Source organism: Georgenia sp. G2120, from assembly GCF_055326485.1.
The window spans coordinates 292,064-306,218 of record NZ_JBUZNL010000002.1; the positions used below are offsets into that span (position 1 = coordinate 292,064).

At 72.4% G+C, this 14,155-nt stretch carries 12 protein-coding genes; 3 read left to right on the forward strand and 9 right to left on the reverse strand.

Annotation, left to right across the window (positions count from 1 at the left end):
* The first annotated feature begins 5 nt into the window (after window positions 1-5).
* Both ACZLMO_RS03455 and ACZLMO_RS03460 read left to right on the forward strand, forming a co-directional pair.
* A complete protein-coding gene (locus ACZLMO_RS03455) occupies window positions 6-965 on the forward strand; it encodes a hypothetical protein (RefSeq protein WP_425715640.1) in 960 nt (319 codons plus the stop codon).
* Between the two features lie 308 nt (window positions 966-1,273).
* Window positions 1,274-2,380: a fatty acid desaturase family protein gene (locus tag ACZLMO_RS03460; protein ID WP_425715641.1), complete on the forward strand. Its 1,107-nt coding sequence runs from the start codon at window positions 1,274-1,276 to the stop codon at window positions 2,378-2,380.
* Window positions 2,381-2,417: 37 nt separating this feature from the next.
* Here the strand turns inward: ACZLMO_RS03460 and ACZLMO_RS03465 are convergent, their stop codons facing one another.
* The 4 genes from ACZLMO_RS03465 to fdxA form a co-directional block, all read right to left on the reverse strand.
* A complete protein-coding gene (locus ACZLMO_RS03465; protein WP_425715642.1) occupies window positions 2,418-3,596 on the reverse strand; it encodes an acyl-CoA dehydrogenase family protein in 1,179 nt (392 codons plus the stop codon).
* A 127-nt stretch (window positions 3,597-3,723) separates the two neighbouring features.
* A complete protein-coding gene (locus ACZLMO_RS03470; RefSeq protein ID WP_425715643.1) occupies window positions 3,724-5,010 on the reverse strand; it encodes a citrate synthase in 1,287 nt (428 codons plus the stop codon).
* A 188-nt stretch (window positions 5,011-5,198) separates the two neighbouring features.
* Window positions 5,199-6,326: a succinyldiaminopimelate transaminase gene (dapC, locus tag ACZLMO_RS03475; RefSeq protein WP_425715644.1), complete on the reverse strand. Its 1,128-nt coding sequence runs from the start codon at window positions 6,324-6,326 to the stop codon at window positions 5,199-5,201.
* Between the two features lies 1 nt (window position 6,327).
* The gene (fdxA, locus tag ACZLMO_RS03480; RefSeq protein WP_425715645.1) at window positions 6,328-6,669 is read right to left on the reverse strand and encodes a ferredoxin; all 342 of its coding nucleotides are present in this window, start codon (window positions 6,667-6,669) and stop codon (window positions 6,328-6,330) included.
* 124 nt (window positions 6,670-6,793) lie between these two features.
* Here fdxA and ACZLMO_RS03485 point away from each other — a divergent pair, with 124 nt between their 5' ends.
* The gene (locus ACZLMO_RS03485) at window positions 6,794-7,123 is read left to right on the forward strand and encodes a hypothetical protein (RefSeq protein ID WP_425715646.1); all 330 of its coding nucleotides are present in this window, start codon (window positions 6,794-6,796) and stop codon (window positions 7,121-7,123) included.
* On the opposite strand, the gene ACZLMO_RS03490 is transcribed toward ACZLMO_RS03485, so the two are convergent.
* From ACZLMO_RS03490 to ACZLMO_RS03510, 5 genes are all read right to left on the reverse strand, one after another.
* Window positions 7,090-8,817 (reverse strand): VanW family protein, encoded by a 1,728-nt coding sequence (locus ACZLMO_RS03490; RefSeq protein ID WP_425715647.1) that lies wholly within the window; start codon window positions 8,815-8,817, stop codon window positions 7,090-7,092. The genes ACZLMO_RS03485 and ACZLMO_RS03490 overlap by 34 nt on opposite strands.
* Window positions 8,818-8,922: 105 nt before the next feature.
* Window positions 8,923-9,432: a flavin reductase family protein gene (locus ACZLMO_RS03495; RefSeq protein WP_463652842.1), complete on the reverse strand. Its 510-nt coding sequence runs from the start codon at window positions 9,430-9,432 to the stop codon at window positions 8,923-8,925.
* Window positions 9,429-10,076, reverse strand: coding sequence for a hypothetical protein (locus ACZLMO_RS03500; protein ID WP_463652843.1), 648 nt, complete (start codon window positions 10,074-10,076; stop codon window positions 9,429-9,431). Before ACZLMO_RS03500 ends, ACZLMO_RS03495 begins: the two co-directional genes overlap by 4 nt.
* Window positions 10,076-11,989 carry a translational GTPase TypA gene (gene typA, locus ACZLMO_RS03505; RefSeq protein ID WP_463652844.1) on the reverse strand — a complete coding sequence of 638 codons (1,914 nt, stop codon included), beginning with the start codon at window positions 11,987-11,989 and terminating at the stop codon, window positions 10,076-10,078. Before typA ends, ACZLMO_RS03500 begins: the two co-directional genes overlap by 1 nt.
* A gap of 202 nt (window positions 11,990-12,191) precedes the next feature.
* Complete coding sequence (locus ACZLMO_RS03510; RefSeq protein WP_463652845.1) at window positions 12,192-14,150, reverse strand: ABC transporter ATP-binding protein; 1,959 nt, start codon at window positions 14,148-14,150, stop codon at window positions 12,192-12,194.
* Between the last annotated feature and the right edge of the window lie 5 nt (window positions 14,151-14,155).

A 14,155-nucleotide genomic window follows, 5' to 3' on the forward strand; every position in this document is an offset into this window, starting at 1 on the left:
CGCGCGTGAGCGACGAGCCCGGCACCCGCTCCGGCCTGTCCTGCCTCGGCGGGCTCGCCGTGGTCGCGCTCGTCCTCGCCGTCGCCGTCGGTGGAGTGGTCGCGATCCTCACCTACGTGGTGCGCTCCCCCGCGTCCGGGACGTGCCGCGCCGAGGCCGGCGGCGACCTCTCCGCCACCCTCGACGGCGACCAGGCCGCGAACGCCGCCCTCATGGTCGGCCTCGCCCAGCAGCGCGACCTGCCGATCCGCGCGACCACCGTGGCGATCTCGACCGCCATGCAGGAGTCGAAGCTGCGGAACATCGACTACGGCGACCGCGACTCCGTCGGCCTCTTCCAGCAGCGCGAGTCGCAGGGCTGGGGCTCGGTCGAGGAGATCATGGACCCCGTCTACTCGACCGGCCGGTTCTACGACGAGCTCGTGACGATTGACGGCTGGGAGGAGATGTCGATCAACGACGCCGCCCAGGCCGTCCAGCGCTCCGGCTACCCCGAGGCGTACGCCCAGCACGAGCCCATGGCCCGCGCGTTCGCGGCCAACCTCGTCGGCCAGGTCGAGGGCGGACTCACGTGCCGCCTGTCCATGCCCGACGACGCCGAGAACGCCACCGACTCCCTCGCCACCGCCACGGTCACCGACCTCGCCCTGCGCGACCTGGGGCTCACGCCCGAGGAGCGCGACGCGGGCGTGCTCGTCCTCGACTCCGCCGGGCTGCCGGACGGGGCCGCCTCCGACGACTCCGGCGCGGCCGCCGGCTGGGGGGTCGCCCACTGGGGCGTGGCGACGGCCACCGAGACGGATGCCCTGGCCGTCGCCACCGACGGGCGCGTGTGGCTGCGCTCCGAGGGCGACGACGCCGGGTGGACCGCGCTCGACGAGGTCGGCTCCGGTCTCTCACCCGTGGAGCAGTCGGTCGTCGACGCCGCCGCCGGCCTCGAACCGGGCCAGGTCGCGATCGGCTGACCCGCAGCCCGTCGAGATTGCGGTTCGTCGTCGTCGAGATTGCGGTTCGTCGTCGTCGAGATTGCGGTTCGTCGTCGGTGTCGAGGGTGCGGCTCACGCCCACCGACATTGCGGTTCGTCGTCCTCGAGGTTGCGGGTGGTCGACGTCGAGGTTGCGGTTCGTCGTCGGGGGCGTCGTTCGTCGTCGTCGGGCGAGAGATGCGCGATCCCGCGGCTGGACCGACCCACGGGCCGGGCCCCGACGCAGTACGGTCGAGGGAGTTCGGGGCGACCTGCTTCGTTCGAGCTCCCCCGGAAGAAGGCCCACCGTGTCGGTGACCGACCTCGCCCCCGCCCCGCCGTCCCGCCCCGAGCGCCCCATGCGCGGCGCCGGCGAGCGCTACGTCAGCTCCTTCACCACGCTGACGAAGTCTGTGAAGGACGCCGGACTCATGCGCCGGGCGTACGCGTACTACTGGACGAAGTTCGCGATCCTCATGGTCATCGGGGCGGGCCTCGTCGTGGCGTTCCTCTTCATCGGGAACTCGTGGTGGCAGATGGGGATCGCGGCGGCGCTCGGCCTGCTCATGACGCAGACCGCGTTCATGGGCCACGACGCCGCGCACCGCCAGATCTTCAACTCGGGCCGGTGGAACACGTGGGCCGGCCTCGTGCTCATCAACCTCGTCACCGGCATGGGCCACGGCTGGTGGAACAAGAAGCACAACAAGCACCACTCGGCGCCCAACCAGCTCGGCAAGGACCCGGACATCGAGCCCGGACCGGTCATCTGGACCAACGAGGCGCTGCAGACGCGCCGGAGCCGCGTGGGCCGGTTCTTCGCGCGGATCCAGGCCTACACGTTCTACCCGCTGCTCGCGTTCGAGGGGCTCAGCCTGCACGTCCAGGGCATCGCCCGCCTGTTCTCCCGCACCAAGCTCGAGCACCGCTGGGTCGAGGCCGCGTTCATCGCGTTCCGCCTCGGCACATACGTGGCGCTCGTGTTCCTCGTCCTGTCGCCGGGCAAGGCCCTCGCCTTCATCGCCATCCAGATGGGGCTGTTCGGCGCCTACCTGGGCCTGTCGTTCGCCCCGAACCACGTGGGGATGCCGATCGTCGCACGCGGGCTCAAGGTCGACTTCCTCCAGCGGCAGGTCCTCATGAGCCGCAACATCACCGGCGGCAGGTGGGTCGACACGTTCATGGGCGGGCTCAACTTCCAGGTCGAGCACCACCTCTTCCCGTCGATGGCCCGCCCGAACCTGCGCAAGGTCGCCCCGATGGTGCGGGAGCACTGCCGGGCGATCGGCGTGCGGTACACCGAGACCACGCTGTTCCAGTCCTACAAGGCCGTCACCGCGCACGTCCACAAGGTCGGGCGCGGCGGCGCCGACATCTGGGCGTGCCCGCTGGCCGGTCAGATGCGCACGGCCTGACGACCCCGCCCGACGGCGAACCGCCCGCCCTCGCGCCCTACCGCGTGAAGGCGGACAGCCCCGTGATCGCCCGGCCCACGACGAGTGCGTTGATGTCGTCGGTCCCCTCGTACGTGTAGATCGCCTCGGCGTCGGCGTGGAACCGCGCGACGTCCGAGTCGAGCGTGATCCCGTTCCCGCCGCACACCTCGCGGGCGAGCGCCACCGTCTCGCGCATGTGCCGGCAGGTCTCGCGCTTGGCCAGGGACGACTCGACCTCGTCGAACACGCCCTCGTCCTGGCGCTGCGAGAGCCGCACGACGATCCCGAGCGTGCTCGTGAGGTTGCCGAGCATCCGGGCGAGCTTGTCCTGGACGAGCTGGAACCCGCCGATGGGGCGGCCGAACTGCTCGCGCGCGCGGGCGTACCGGCGCGCGGCCTCGAACGCCCCCGCCTGCACCCCGGCGGCGTGCCACGCCACGGTCATCCGCATGCGCCGCAGCATGGCCCCGACGTCGGCGAAGGACTCGACGTTCGCCAGCCGCAGCTCGTCGGGCACCCGCACGGAGTCGAGCTCGATGACCGAGTTCGTCACCATCCGGACCGAGGTCTTCCGCTCGATGGTGGTGAGTCGCACGCCGTCGGCGTCCGCCGGCACGACGAGGATCCGCACCGGCCCGCGGTCGGGCTCGCGGGCGACCACGCAGAGGTGGTCGGCGTAGGCGGCCGAGCCGATCCAGCGCTTGGTGCCGTCGAGGACCCAGTCCCCGCCGGACCGCCGGACGGTGGTCTCGAGGCCCCCGGCGACGTCGGACCCGTGGTCCGGCTCCGTCATCGCGAAGACCCCGCGCGCCGAGAAGTCGACCACCGAGGGCCGCCACCGCGCGACCTGTTCCGGCGACCCGCCGACCTCGATGTTCGTGAGGAACAGCGAGGCCTGCCCGTTGTACCAGGTGGCGACGGACGCGTCGTGGCGGGCGAGCTCGAAGGAGCGGAAGCCCTGGAACAGCCACCGGACGGGTGACCCGCCGAGGGCCTCCGGCTCGATGAAGCCGCCGGCCGCGAGGGGCTCGACCGCGTCGGCCGGGAATGCGGCCCGGTCCCAGTGGTCGGCCAGCACCTCGGACGGGAGGTGCTCGGCCAGGACCGCGCGCAGCCGGAGGATCTCGGCCCGCTCGACCCCGGTGAGCAGGTCCGCGTACCGGTAGAGGTCACTGTCCGGGTAGAGGGTCTCCATCGACCCGCCTCTCTGCTCGGCCGCGGCCGGCGACGAACCGCGACGGCCACGCGTGCGAACCGCACTCTCGACGAGTACGGGGGGACCGGGGGCGGGGCGGCGGACCGCCTGCGCCCCCGGTACCGGCTCAGCGCTTCTCGATCGGGACGTAGTCCCGCTCGGTGGCGCCGGTGTAGACCTGCCGGGGGCGGCCGATCTTCGTGTTCTTGTCCTCGATCATCTCGCGGTACTGGGCGATCCAGCCGGGCAGGCGCCCGAGCGCGAACAGCGGGGTGAACATCTGGGTGGGGAAGCCCATCGCCTTGTAGATGAGCCCCGTGTAGAAGTCGACGTTCGGGTAGAGCTTGCGCTCGACGAAGTAGTCGTCGTTCAGCGCGATCTCCTCGAGGTTCATCGCGATGTCGAGCAGCTCGTCGTCGGTCCCGAGGCGCTCGAGGACGTCGTGCGCCACGTTCTTGACGATCGCGGCGCGCGGGTCGTAGTTCTTGTACACGCGGTGCCCGAAGCCCATGAGCCGGACGTTGTCGTTCTTGTCCTTCGCGCGCTTCATGAACGTCTCGACCGAGTCGTCGCTGCCCTGGATGCGCGAGAGCATCTCGAGGACGGCCTCGTTCGCACCGCCGTGCTTCGGGCCGGACAGCGCGCCCACGCCGGCGGAGATCGAGGCGTAGATGCTCGCGTCGGACGAGCCGACCATCCGGACCGTCGACGTCGAGCAGTTCTGCTCGTGGTCCGCGTGGAGGATGAGCAGCAGGTCGAGCGCCCGGATGATCTCGGGGTCGACGTCGCGGTGCTGGTAGGGCAGGTCGAACGTCATCCGCATGAAGTCCGCCGTGTAGCTGTAGGACTGGTCCGGGTACAGCAGCGGCAGGCCCGACGCCCGCTTGGCGATGTACGCGATCATCGTCGGCAGCTTCGCCATGAGGAGCACCGTGGAGAGCTCCTTCTGGTACTCGTCGTGCGGGTCGAGCGTGTGCGGGTAGTACGTGCCGAGCCCCGCGATACCGGCCTGGAGCATCGACATCGGGTGGCCGTTGGGCGGGAACGCGGTGAAGAAGCCCTTGAAGTCCTCGTGGAGCACGCGGTGGCGCTTGATGCGGCGCGTGACGGCCTCGAGCGTCTCGGCGTCGGGGAGCTCGCCGTAGATGAGCAGGTAGGCCGTCTCGAGGAAGGTCGACTGCTTCGCGAGCTGCTCGATCGGGTACCCGCGGTAACGGAGGATGCCCGCGTCCCCGTCGATGTACGTGATGGCCGACTCGGTCGACGCGGTGTTCGTGAACCCGTAGTCCAGCGTGACGGTGCCGGTCTCGCCGAGGAGCTTGCCGATGGTCAGACCGTCGCTGCCCTCGGACGCCTTCACCCTCGGCAGCGAGAGCGTCTTGTCGTCGACGGTGAGCGTGGCGTCTTCGGTCATGCTGGTCCCCTTCGTGGATGGTGAGCGCCTCGTGGGCGCACGAGGGGCGGAGCACCGCCCCCGTCGGAGGTCGTCCACCGTCCAAGATACCGCCGGTCGGAGGTCACGGGCGCCCACGGGTCACACCCGCCGACGACGACGAACCCCGCCCGCGTGGTGCTCGACCGTGCCGTCGAGCACCGCCCGGCTCACTCGCCGTCGGTGAGGCGGGCGACCGCGGCGTCGACGCGCTCGTCGCTCGCCGTCAGCGCCATGCGCACCCGGCCCTCGCCGAGCGAGCCGTAGAACTCGCCGGGGGCCACGAGGACGCCGAGCGCGGCGAGCTCGTCGACGAGCTCGCGCCCCTGCGCGCCTTCCCGGCCGAGCCAGAGGTAGAGACCGGCCACCGAGTCCGGGTCGGGCGCGAGGCCGTACGCGCTGACGGCGCCGAGCAGCCGCTCGCGCCGAGCGCCGTAGCGGGCCCGCTGCGCGTCGACGTGGGCGTCGTCCGCCAAGGCCGCGGCCATCGCCGCCTGGACCGGGGCGGGCACCATCATCCCGGCGTGCTTGCGGATCTCCCGCAGGCGACCGATGAGCGCCTCGTCGCCCCCGAGCAGGGCCGCGCGGTAGCCGGCCATCGAGGACTGCTTGGACAGCGAGTACGCGACGAGCAGGCCGGTGTGGTCGCCGCCGGTCACCCGCGGGTCGAGCAGGCTGGGCACGCCGGAGCTCGCCCACGGCTCCTCCCAGGCCAGCTCGGCATAGCACTCGTCGGCGACGACAACCGCGCCGACCTCCCGCGCCCACGCCACCGCGGCGGCGAGCTGGTCGACCCCGAGCACGTGCCCGTGCGGGTTCGCCGGGGAGTTGAGCCAGACGAGCCGCACGCCGTCCCGCGGCCAGTCCTGCGGCCGCGCGGGGTCGACGGCGACCGGCTCGGCACCGGCGAGCCGGGCCCCGACGTCGTAGGTGGGGTACGCGACGGCCGGGTGCAGGACCCGGTCCCCCGCGCCGATCCCGAGCATCGCGGGAACGAGCGCCACGGCCTCCTTCGAACCGACCGTCGGCAGCACGCCGCGCTCGGTCAGGGGAACGCCGCGCCGCCGCCCGAACCAGTCGACCATCGCGGCGCGCAGCTCGTCGGTGCCGATCGTCGTCGGGTAGCCAGGCCGGTCCGCGGCCGCCCGGAGCGCGTCCTGGACCACCGCCGGCGTCGGGTCCACGGGGGTCCCGACGGACAGGTCGACGATCCCGCCCGGATGGGCGGTCGCCACCTCGCGCGCGCCGGCGAGCGAGTCCCAGGGGAAGTCCGGCAGCGCGTCGCCGTGCAGGGTCACGTCAGGCCTGGGGCGGGAGCCCGGCCACCACCGGGTGGTCGAACCCGAGCCGCCCGGTGCGGGCCGCGCCGCCGGGGGAACCCACCGGCTCGGACTGGCCGGGCATCACGTCGGAGAAGAAGTTGACGTTGACGTCGTAGTACTGGGACCACGCGGCCGGGGTGTCGTCCTCGTAGTAGATGGCCTCGACGGGGCACACCGGCTCGCAGGCGCCGCAGTCGACGCACTCGTCGGGGTGGATGTACAGCATGCGGTCGCCCTCGTAGATGCAGTCGACCGGACACTCGTCGACGCATGCGCGGTCGAGCACGTCCACACAGGGCTGGGCGATCACGTACGTCATGCCCCCATCGTCCCACGAGACTCGCGTGGCGCGCGGCCCAGGCTCGCTCGCGAGACACCCGTTCCGGCGCAGGACCGGTCGTTCCGGACGAACCGGCCGGAGCAGGTGTGCGACGCTGAGGCGCATGGCCCACACCTTCGACGGCTACCCCGGGCCGGGCGGCGTCGCCTGGCGCACGTGGTCCCTCGGCGACCGGGTCGTGGTCCGGTTCCGGGACGGCGACCACGCCCGGGACGCGCTCGGCGACCTGGTCGCATCCGGCGAGGACGGCCTCACGGTCGAGACCGGGCGGGGCCGCGTCGTCGTGCCCGTGGCGGCGATCCTGTCCGGGCACCGGGTGCCCCCGCGGCCGGCCCGAGGCGGAGGTCCGAGCGGCCCGCGCCCCGCCGGACGCCCTGACGCCCTGACGAGCAGGCTCGGTCAGCCGCAGGTGACCCGGTTGTGCGGGGAGTAGGTCCACTCGTACTCCTCGCGCGGCAGCGTCTCGTCCTCGTGGCTGCGCTCGCGGGAGACCGTCACCGAGAACCCGTTGACGCCGCCGTACTCCGGGACGCAGGAGGGCGAGTCGTTGACGACGTCCTGCGGCGCGGTGATGTTGTACGGGCCCTGGATCTCGGTGGTCACGTCCCAGTACGGGGTGGACCACAGGCGGGTGTGGACCTCGCCGTCGGCGACCCATGCCTCGACGAGCACGCCGTAGGGCGTGTTGTTCTCCCAGATCATGTTGATCGAGTTCTCCGGGTTGTCCTCGTCGACCCAGAGGGTGGCCTCCTGGCCCATCGGGTACCGGTCGAAGTACTTGCTGTGCGGACGGTGCTCGATGTCGTCGAGCCCGGCCTCCCAGCCGACGTTGAACATGTTCGTCGAGAGCTGGGAGACGCCGCCGCCGAGCGCCGTGGCGTTGAAGCCGTTCTCGACGACGCCGGAGCTGACGAACCCGTTCTCCTCCGTGATCGGGCCGAGCTCGGCCGCGAGGTCGAACTGCTCGTCGGGCAGGACCAGGGTGCCGGTGACGAGCGCGGTGCCGTTGACGAGGTTCTGCGTGCGGACGTCGTCCGAGGTGAGCGGCGTGCTGATCTCGGAGACGACCTCGAGGACGCCGAGCTCCTGGGCGTCCTCCGTGGTGAACTCCGGCTCCTCCTCGACGACGTCGGCCACCGCGACGCGGTCCTCGGTCGAGGTCGCCGCGGCCGCGACGGTCGCCCCCAGGCCCTCGGGGTCGAGGGTCGCGCCCGTCTCGCTGCCGACGATGTAGGGCCCGCCGTTGCGCAGGGTGATCTGCGCGTCCTGGGGCTCGGTGCCGATGTCGGGACCGGACTCGAGGACGGCGTCGGCGAGCTGGTCGCCGTCCATGGTCAGGGTGAGCGCCCCGTCGACGGGCTCGATGGTCGCGGCGGCCGTCAGCTGGTCGACCCCGAGGTCCACCTCGGAGTCGCCGACCTGGACCGTGACCGGGCCGGAGGTGAGCGGGGCGACGATCGACTCCTGCGCGGCCGCGATCTCCTCCTCGCCGATCTCGGGCTGGACCTCGGTCGCGACGGCCTCGATGGGCGTGGTCGAGACGAGCCACTCCTCGACGACGATCTCGCCGGTGGCCTCCGCGTCGATCTGCTGACCGACGACCGGGTCGGTGACGCTCGGGGTGGACCCGTTGAACTCGATGGCTCCGTCCACGGGCTCGGTGGCGAGCTCCTCCTCGGCCGCCTCGATCGCGGCGAGCAGCGCGGGCTCGTCGACGCTGCGGACCGGGTCGTAGGCGCCGAGGCCGGTGAAGTGGCCGAGCAGCACGCGCGGGTCGAGGGCGAAGCCGGTGAGGCCGTCGACCGTGCTCTGCGCGTCGAAGGTGAGGCCGGCCTCGGCGGAGCTGATCTCCGCCTCGTTGCCGTCGAGCGTGAGCCGGACGGGGGCCTCGACCTCGTCGGACAGGCCGGTGCGCAGCTCCTCGACGGCCTCCTCGGCCTCGAGCCCGCCGATCTGGACGCCGGCGACGACGGTGCCGGTCGGCACCTTGTCCCCCATGAACCACGCGACGCCGAAGTACGCACCGGCGAGCACGAGGACCGTGACGCCGAGCCCGATCAGCCAGCCGCGACCGCGGCGCCGCCTCCGGCCGTCGGCTGGGCCTGCGTCGCGGGCGTGGCGGGTCATGCGTTCCTCGTTCCGTGGTGTGTGGCCGTCATCGCTGCGGCCCGGTCCATCGTAGGGAATCTCATCGCACGTGGAGGGCGGCGCGCGGACGCCGTGATGGGGACGTCAGCCCTGTCCAGGAGGCGACCACGGCCGCGCGCGCCCGAGGGCGTGGACGTGGGCGCCTGGCCGGCCCGTGGCCCGCGCCTCGAGGACGTCCGCGGCGACGACGACGTGGTCGCCCGCGAGCCGCGTCCACGACGTGCGGAGCACGAGGTGCGCGCTCGCCGCCTCGAGGAGGACCGCGTCCCCGGCACGCTCGACCAGCTCGATGCCCACGGCCTGGCCGACGAGCGGCCGGCCGGGCTCCGCGACGCGGGCGAGCGCGGCACCGGCCTCGGTGGAGCCGTCCAGGACGGACAGCCCCCACTCCGGTGCATCCTCGAGCGCCTCGGCGGCGCGCGAGTCGGTGTAGACCGAGACGGTGACCATCGGCGGACGCAGCGACGCCGACGCGACGTCGGTCACCGGCACGAGAAGGGGATGACCTCCGGCGCGGACGCCGAGCACGGCGATCCCCACGGGCCGGCGTGCGAGCGCCGCCCGGAAGCCCTCCTCGAGCGCGTCGCCCCTCACCGCTGCGTCCCGGCGCCCTCGTCGGAGACGGCGGGGGTGCCGGCGGACGCGTCGGTGCCGGTGCCGGCGGACGCATCCGTGTCCACCTGCACCTCTCCGTGGGGGCGCGCGTCCCGGCCGGCGCCCCCGTCGACATGGGCGGGCGCATCGCGTCGTTCGTCGTCGTGCGGGGTGGTGCCTGCGGCACGCCGGCGGCCGAACCGCACGCTCGACGACGAGAACCAGGCGCGCGGGGCGGCCCACCCGATCGCCGCGGCGAGCGGCATCGTGAGGATCCACAGCATGGCGCGCGGGGTGGAGGTGACGAGGACGTCCTCGCCCGGTCCCCAGTAGGTCATGAGGAGCACGACGCCGATCCCCAGCGCGCCGTACACGAGCAGGGCCGTGGTGCCGCAGACCGCGCGCACGAGCACGGCGCCGGACAGCGCCAACGCGATCCCCAGGGTGATCCCGAGCGGCAGGCCGCCCGACTCCATCCGGTGGACGACCGTGCCCGCGACGGCCACGAGGACCGTGAGGAGCACGGTGACGACGGCCTCGAGGACCCACTCCCCCACGCCGCGGCGCGGTGCCGCGTGACCGGTGGGTGCCTCGCCGCCGACCTGCGGCCCCCCGGCGTGGCCCGGTCCCGCGGCCGCCGTCATCAGGCGCCCTGCCTCTTGGACCGCGCGGCGGCCCGCGCGCGCTCGGTGCCGTCGAGGATGACCTTGCGGATGCGGACGATCTCGGGGGTGACCTCGACGCACTCGTCGTCGGCGGCGAACTCGAGGGACTCCTCGAGGGTGAGCTTGCGCGGCGGGACGAGGCTCTCGAACGAGTCCGCCGTGGCGGACCGCATGTTCGTCAGCTTCTTCTCCTTGGTGATGTTGACGTCCATGTCCTCGTTGCGCGAGTTCTCGCCGACGATCTGGCCCTCGTAGACCTCGGCGGTGGGCTCGACGAAGAACGAACCGCGCTCCTGGAGGTTGATCATCGCGAACGGCGTGACGGCCCCCGGGCGGTCGGCCACGAGCGATCCGGTCGAACGGTGCTCGATCGGGCCGTGCCACGGCTCGTGCCCCTCGGCGATCGAGTAGGCGATGCCGGTGCCGCGGGTCTCGGTCATGAACCGGGTGCGGAAGCCGATGAGGCCGCGGGACGGGACGAGGAACTCCATCCGGACCCAGCCCGTGCCGTGGTTGACCATCGAGTCCATCCGTCCCTTGCGGGCGGCGAGCAGCTGCGTGACCGCGCCGAGGTACTCCTCGGGGACGTCGATCGTCATCCGGTCCATCGGCTCGTGCCGCTTGCCGTCGACCTCCTTGGTGACGACCTGGGGCTTGCCGACGGTCAGCTCGAAGCCCTCGCGGCGCATCTGCTCGACGAGGATCGCGAGCGCGAGCTCGCCGCGCCCCTGGACCTCCCAGGCGTCCGGCCGCTCGGTGGGGAGCACCTTGAGGGAGACGTTGCCGATGAGCTCGCGGTCGAGGCGGTCCTTGACGAGGCGGGCGGTGAGCTTGTGGCCCTTGACGCGGCCGGCGAGCGGCGAGGTGTTGATGCCGATCGTCATCGATATCGCCGGGTCGTCGACCGTGATGAGCGGAAGGGGGCGCGGGTCGTCGGCGTCGACGAGGGACTCGCCGATCGTGATGTCCGGGAACCCGGCGACGGCGACGATGTCACCGGCGGTCGCCGACTCGGTGGGCACCCGCGAGAGCGCCTCCGTGCGCAGGAGCTCGGAGATGCGGACGTTGGCCACGGTGCCGTCCTGCCGCGCCCAGCCCACGGTCTGGCCCTTGCGGATCGTCCCGTTGTGGATGCGGAGCAGCGCGAGGCGGCCGAGGAACGGGGAGGCGTCGAGGTTGGTGACGTGCGCCTGGAGCGGAGCGTCCTCCTCGTAGCGGGGCCCGGGGATCGTCTGCAGGATCGTGGCGAACAGCGGCTCGAGGTCCTCGGAGTCCGGCATCTCTCCGTCCCCGGGGCGCGTGAGCGAGGCGCGGCGCGCACGCGCGGAGGCGTAGACGACGGGCACGTCGAGGACGGCGTCGAGGTCGAGGTCCGGCACCTCGTCCGCGAGGTCGGAGGCCAGGCCGAGGAGCAGGTCCGTGGCCTCCTCGACGACCTCGGCGATGCGGGCGTCACCGCGGTCGACCTTGTTGACGACGAGGATGACCGGCAGCTTCGCCGCGAGCGCCTTGCGCAGGACGAACCGGGTCTGCGGGAGCGGGCCTTCGGAGGAGTCGACGAGCAGGACGACGCCGTCGACCATCGACAGGCCGCGCTCGACCTCGCCGCCGAAGTCGGCGTGCCCCGGGGTGTCGATGACGTTGATCGTCACGCCGTCCGGCGCGCCCGCGGCGGCGGCCGCCGGTCCCTTGTAGTCGACCGTCGTGTTCTTCGCGAGGATCGTGATGCCCTTCTCGCGCTCGAGGTCGCCCGAGTCCATCGCCCGTTCGTCGACGTGGTCGTGCTCCCCGAACGCCCCGGACTGCCACAGCATGGCGTCCACGAGGGTGGTCTTGCCGTGGTCGACGTGGGCGACGATCGCGACGTTGCGCAGGTCCTGGCGCTGGGGCATGGCAGTGCTTCCTTCGGGTCCGGTGGCTACCTCCGGCGTCCACGCGCTGGTGCGCACCGATCGGCAGGGGCGTCGGCTCGCCGGTCGCGGCACGTGCCCCGAACCGCGATCCTACGCGCGCGGGCGCGCCCCCGTCCTGCCCCGCGGCCGTGATTCCCCCGACCCGGGCCTACGAGCGGGCCCGAACGGGCGGAGCTCGGTGTCAGTGCTTGCGCTCGGACGAGCCCGGGTCCTGGGCGTCGTGGCCCTCGTTGTCGAGACGGTCGAGGGCCTCCACGCTGTCGCGCTCCTCCGCGCGGCGCACCGTGTCGTCCCGGTCGGTCGGCGAGTCCACGACGACCTCCCCGTCCTCGCCTGCCTTGGCGTAGGCCTCGAGGACGGCGTCGCGCGTGCGACGGCGCTTCGCCTGCTCGTCGGGGTCCGGCACCGGCACGGCCGCGATGAGCCGCTGCGTGTAGGGGTGCTGCGGGTCGTTGACGACCTGGCCGGAGTGACCGGTCTCGACGAGGTGCCCCTTGTGCATGACGGCGATGCGGGAGGACAGCATCTCGACGACGGCGAGGTCGTGGCTGATGAAGAGGCAGGCGAACCCGGTCTCCCGCTGGAGCTCGCTGAACAGCTCGAGCACCCGGGCCTGGACGGAGACATCGAGCGCCGAGGTCGGTTCGTCGGCCACGAGGATCGTCGGCTCGAGCGCGAGGGCGCGGGCGATGCCGACGCGCTGGCGCTGGCCGCCGGAGAGCTCGTGCGGGTAGCGGTTGCGCATGACGCGCGGCAGCTCGACCTTGTCGAGCAGGTCCTCGACCCGGGTGTTGCGCTCCGCCTTCGACAGCTCCGTGTGGAGCAGCAGCGGCTCGCCGATCGACTCGCCGATCGGCAGGCGCGGGTTGAGGGACGAGCCCGGGTCCTGGAAGACCATGCCGACCCGGCTGCGCAGGGGCTTGAGCGCGGACCGGTTCGCCCCGCGCATCTCGATGCCGTCGACGACCAACGACCCGGACTTCACCGGGAGCAGGCCGACGATGGCGCGGCCGATCGTCGTCTTGCCGGAGCCCGACTCCCCCACCAGACCGACGACCTCGCCGGGGTTGATGTGGAGGTTGATGTCCTCCGCCGCGACGAAGGCCTTCTGCCGGCCGCGCTTGGGGTACTCGAGGACGACGTCCTCGGCCCGCATGACCGGGGTGACCTCGGCGGTGCCCGCGGTGGCACCGGACGGGGACGGCGCGGCGTCGCGGTCGCTGACCTCGAGTCGGTCGGTCCGTGGCCGCGCCCCGCCGGTGCCGTCCTCCGCCTCCGGGGCGAACGACTCGTCCGCGGAGGTGTGGGAGCCCAGGTGGGGCACCGAGGACAGCAGCTGGCGGGTGTACGGGTGCTGCGGCCGGTGGAAGATCTCGTCGGCGACGCCGCGCTCGACGATCTGCCCGTCCTTCATCACAAGGATCGTGTCCGCCATGTCGGCGACGACACCCATGTCGTGGGTGATGAGGATGATGCCCGCGTCGATCCGCTCGCGCAGGTCCCGCATGAGCTTGAGGATCTCCGCCTGGACGGTGACGTCGAGCGCGGTCGTCGGCTCGTCGGCGATGAGCAGCCGGGGGTTGCAGGCGAGCGCCTGGGCGATCATCGCCCGCTGTCGCTGGCCGCCGGAGAGCTGGTGCGGGTAGGAGTCGAAGCGACGCGCGGGCTCGGGGATCTCGACGAGCGTGAGGAGCTCGATCGCCCGCTTCTTCGCCGCCGCCGGCAGCAACGACTGGTGCGTGCGCAGCGTCTCGACGATCTGGAAGCCGACCGTGTAGACGGGGTTGAGCGCCGTCATCGGCTCCTGGAAGATCACCGCGATCTCGTCGCCACGGACGTTGCGCAGTCGCTGGCCCCGCAGGCCCACGAGCTCGGTCTCCCCGAGCCGCGCCGAGCCGGTTGTCCGGCCGTTGGGCGGCAGGAGGCCGACCAGCGACATCGAGGACTGGGTCTTGCCGGACCCGGACTCGCCGACGATCGCGAGGACCTCGCCGGGGTGGACGTCGTAGCTGAGGTCCTCGGCGGCGGTGAACCACTCGTCGTCGACGAGGAACTCGATCGTCAGGTCACGCACCCGCAGGATGGGGTCCTGGTCCGCGAACCGGCTCGCGGAGGGCGTGGTCTCGATGGTCTCAGTCACGTGGT

Coding starts and splice junctions, on each gene's coding strand:
- ACZLMO_RS03465 (WP_425715642.1), bottom strand. CDS start 3,596: ATGGAGACCCTCTACCCGGACAGTGACCTCTACCGGTACGCGGACCTG.
- ACZLMO_RS03485 (WP_425715646.1), top strand. CDS start 6,794: ATGGCCCACACCTTCGACGGCTACCCCGGGCCGGGCGGCGTCGCCTGG.
- ACZLMO_RS03470 (WP_425715643.1), bottom strand. CDS start 5,010: ATGACCGAAGACGCCACGCTCACCGTCGACGACAAGACGCTCTCGCTG.
- ACZLMO_RS03490 (WP_425715647.1), bottom strand. CDS start 8,817: ATGACCCGCCACGCCCGCGACGCAGGCCCAGCCGACGGCCGGAGGCGG.
- typA (WP_463652844.1), bottom strand. CDS start 11,989: ATGCCCCAGCGCCAGGACCTGCGCAACGTCGCGATCGTCGCCCACGTC.
- ACZLMO_RS03500 (WP_463652843.1), bottom strand. CDS start 10,076: ATGACGGCGGCCGCGGGACCGGGCCACGCCGGGGGGCCGCAGGTCGGC.
- fdxA (WP_425715645.1), bottom strand. CDS start 6,669: ATGACGTACGTGATCGCCCAGCCCTGTGTGGACGTGCTCGACCGCGCA.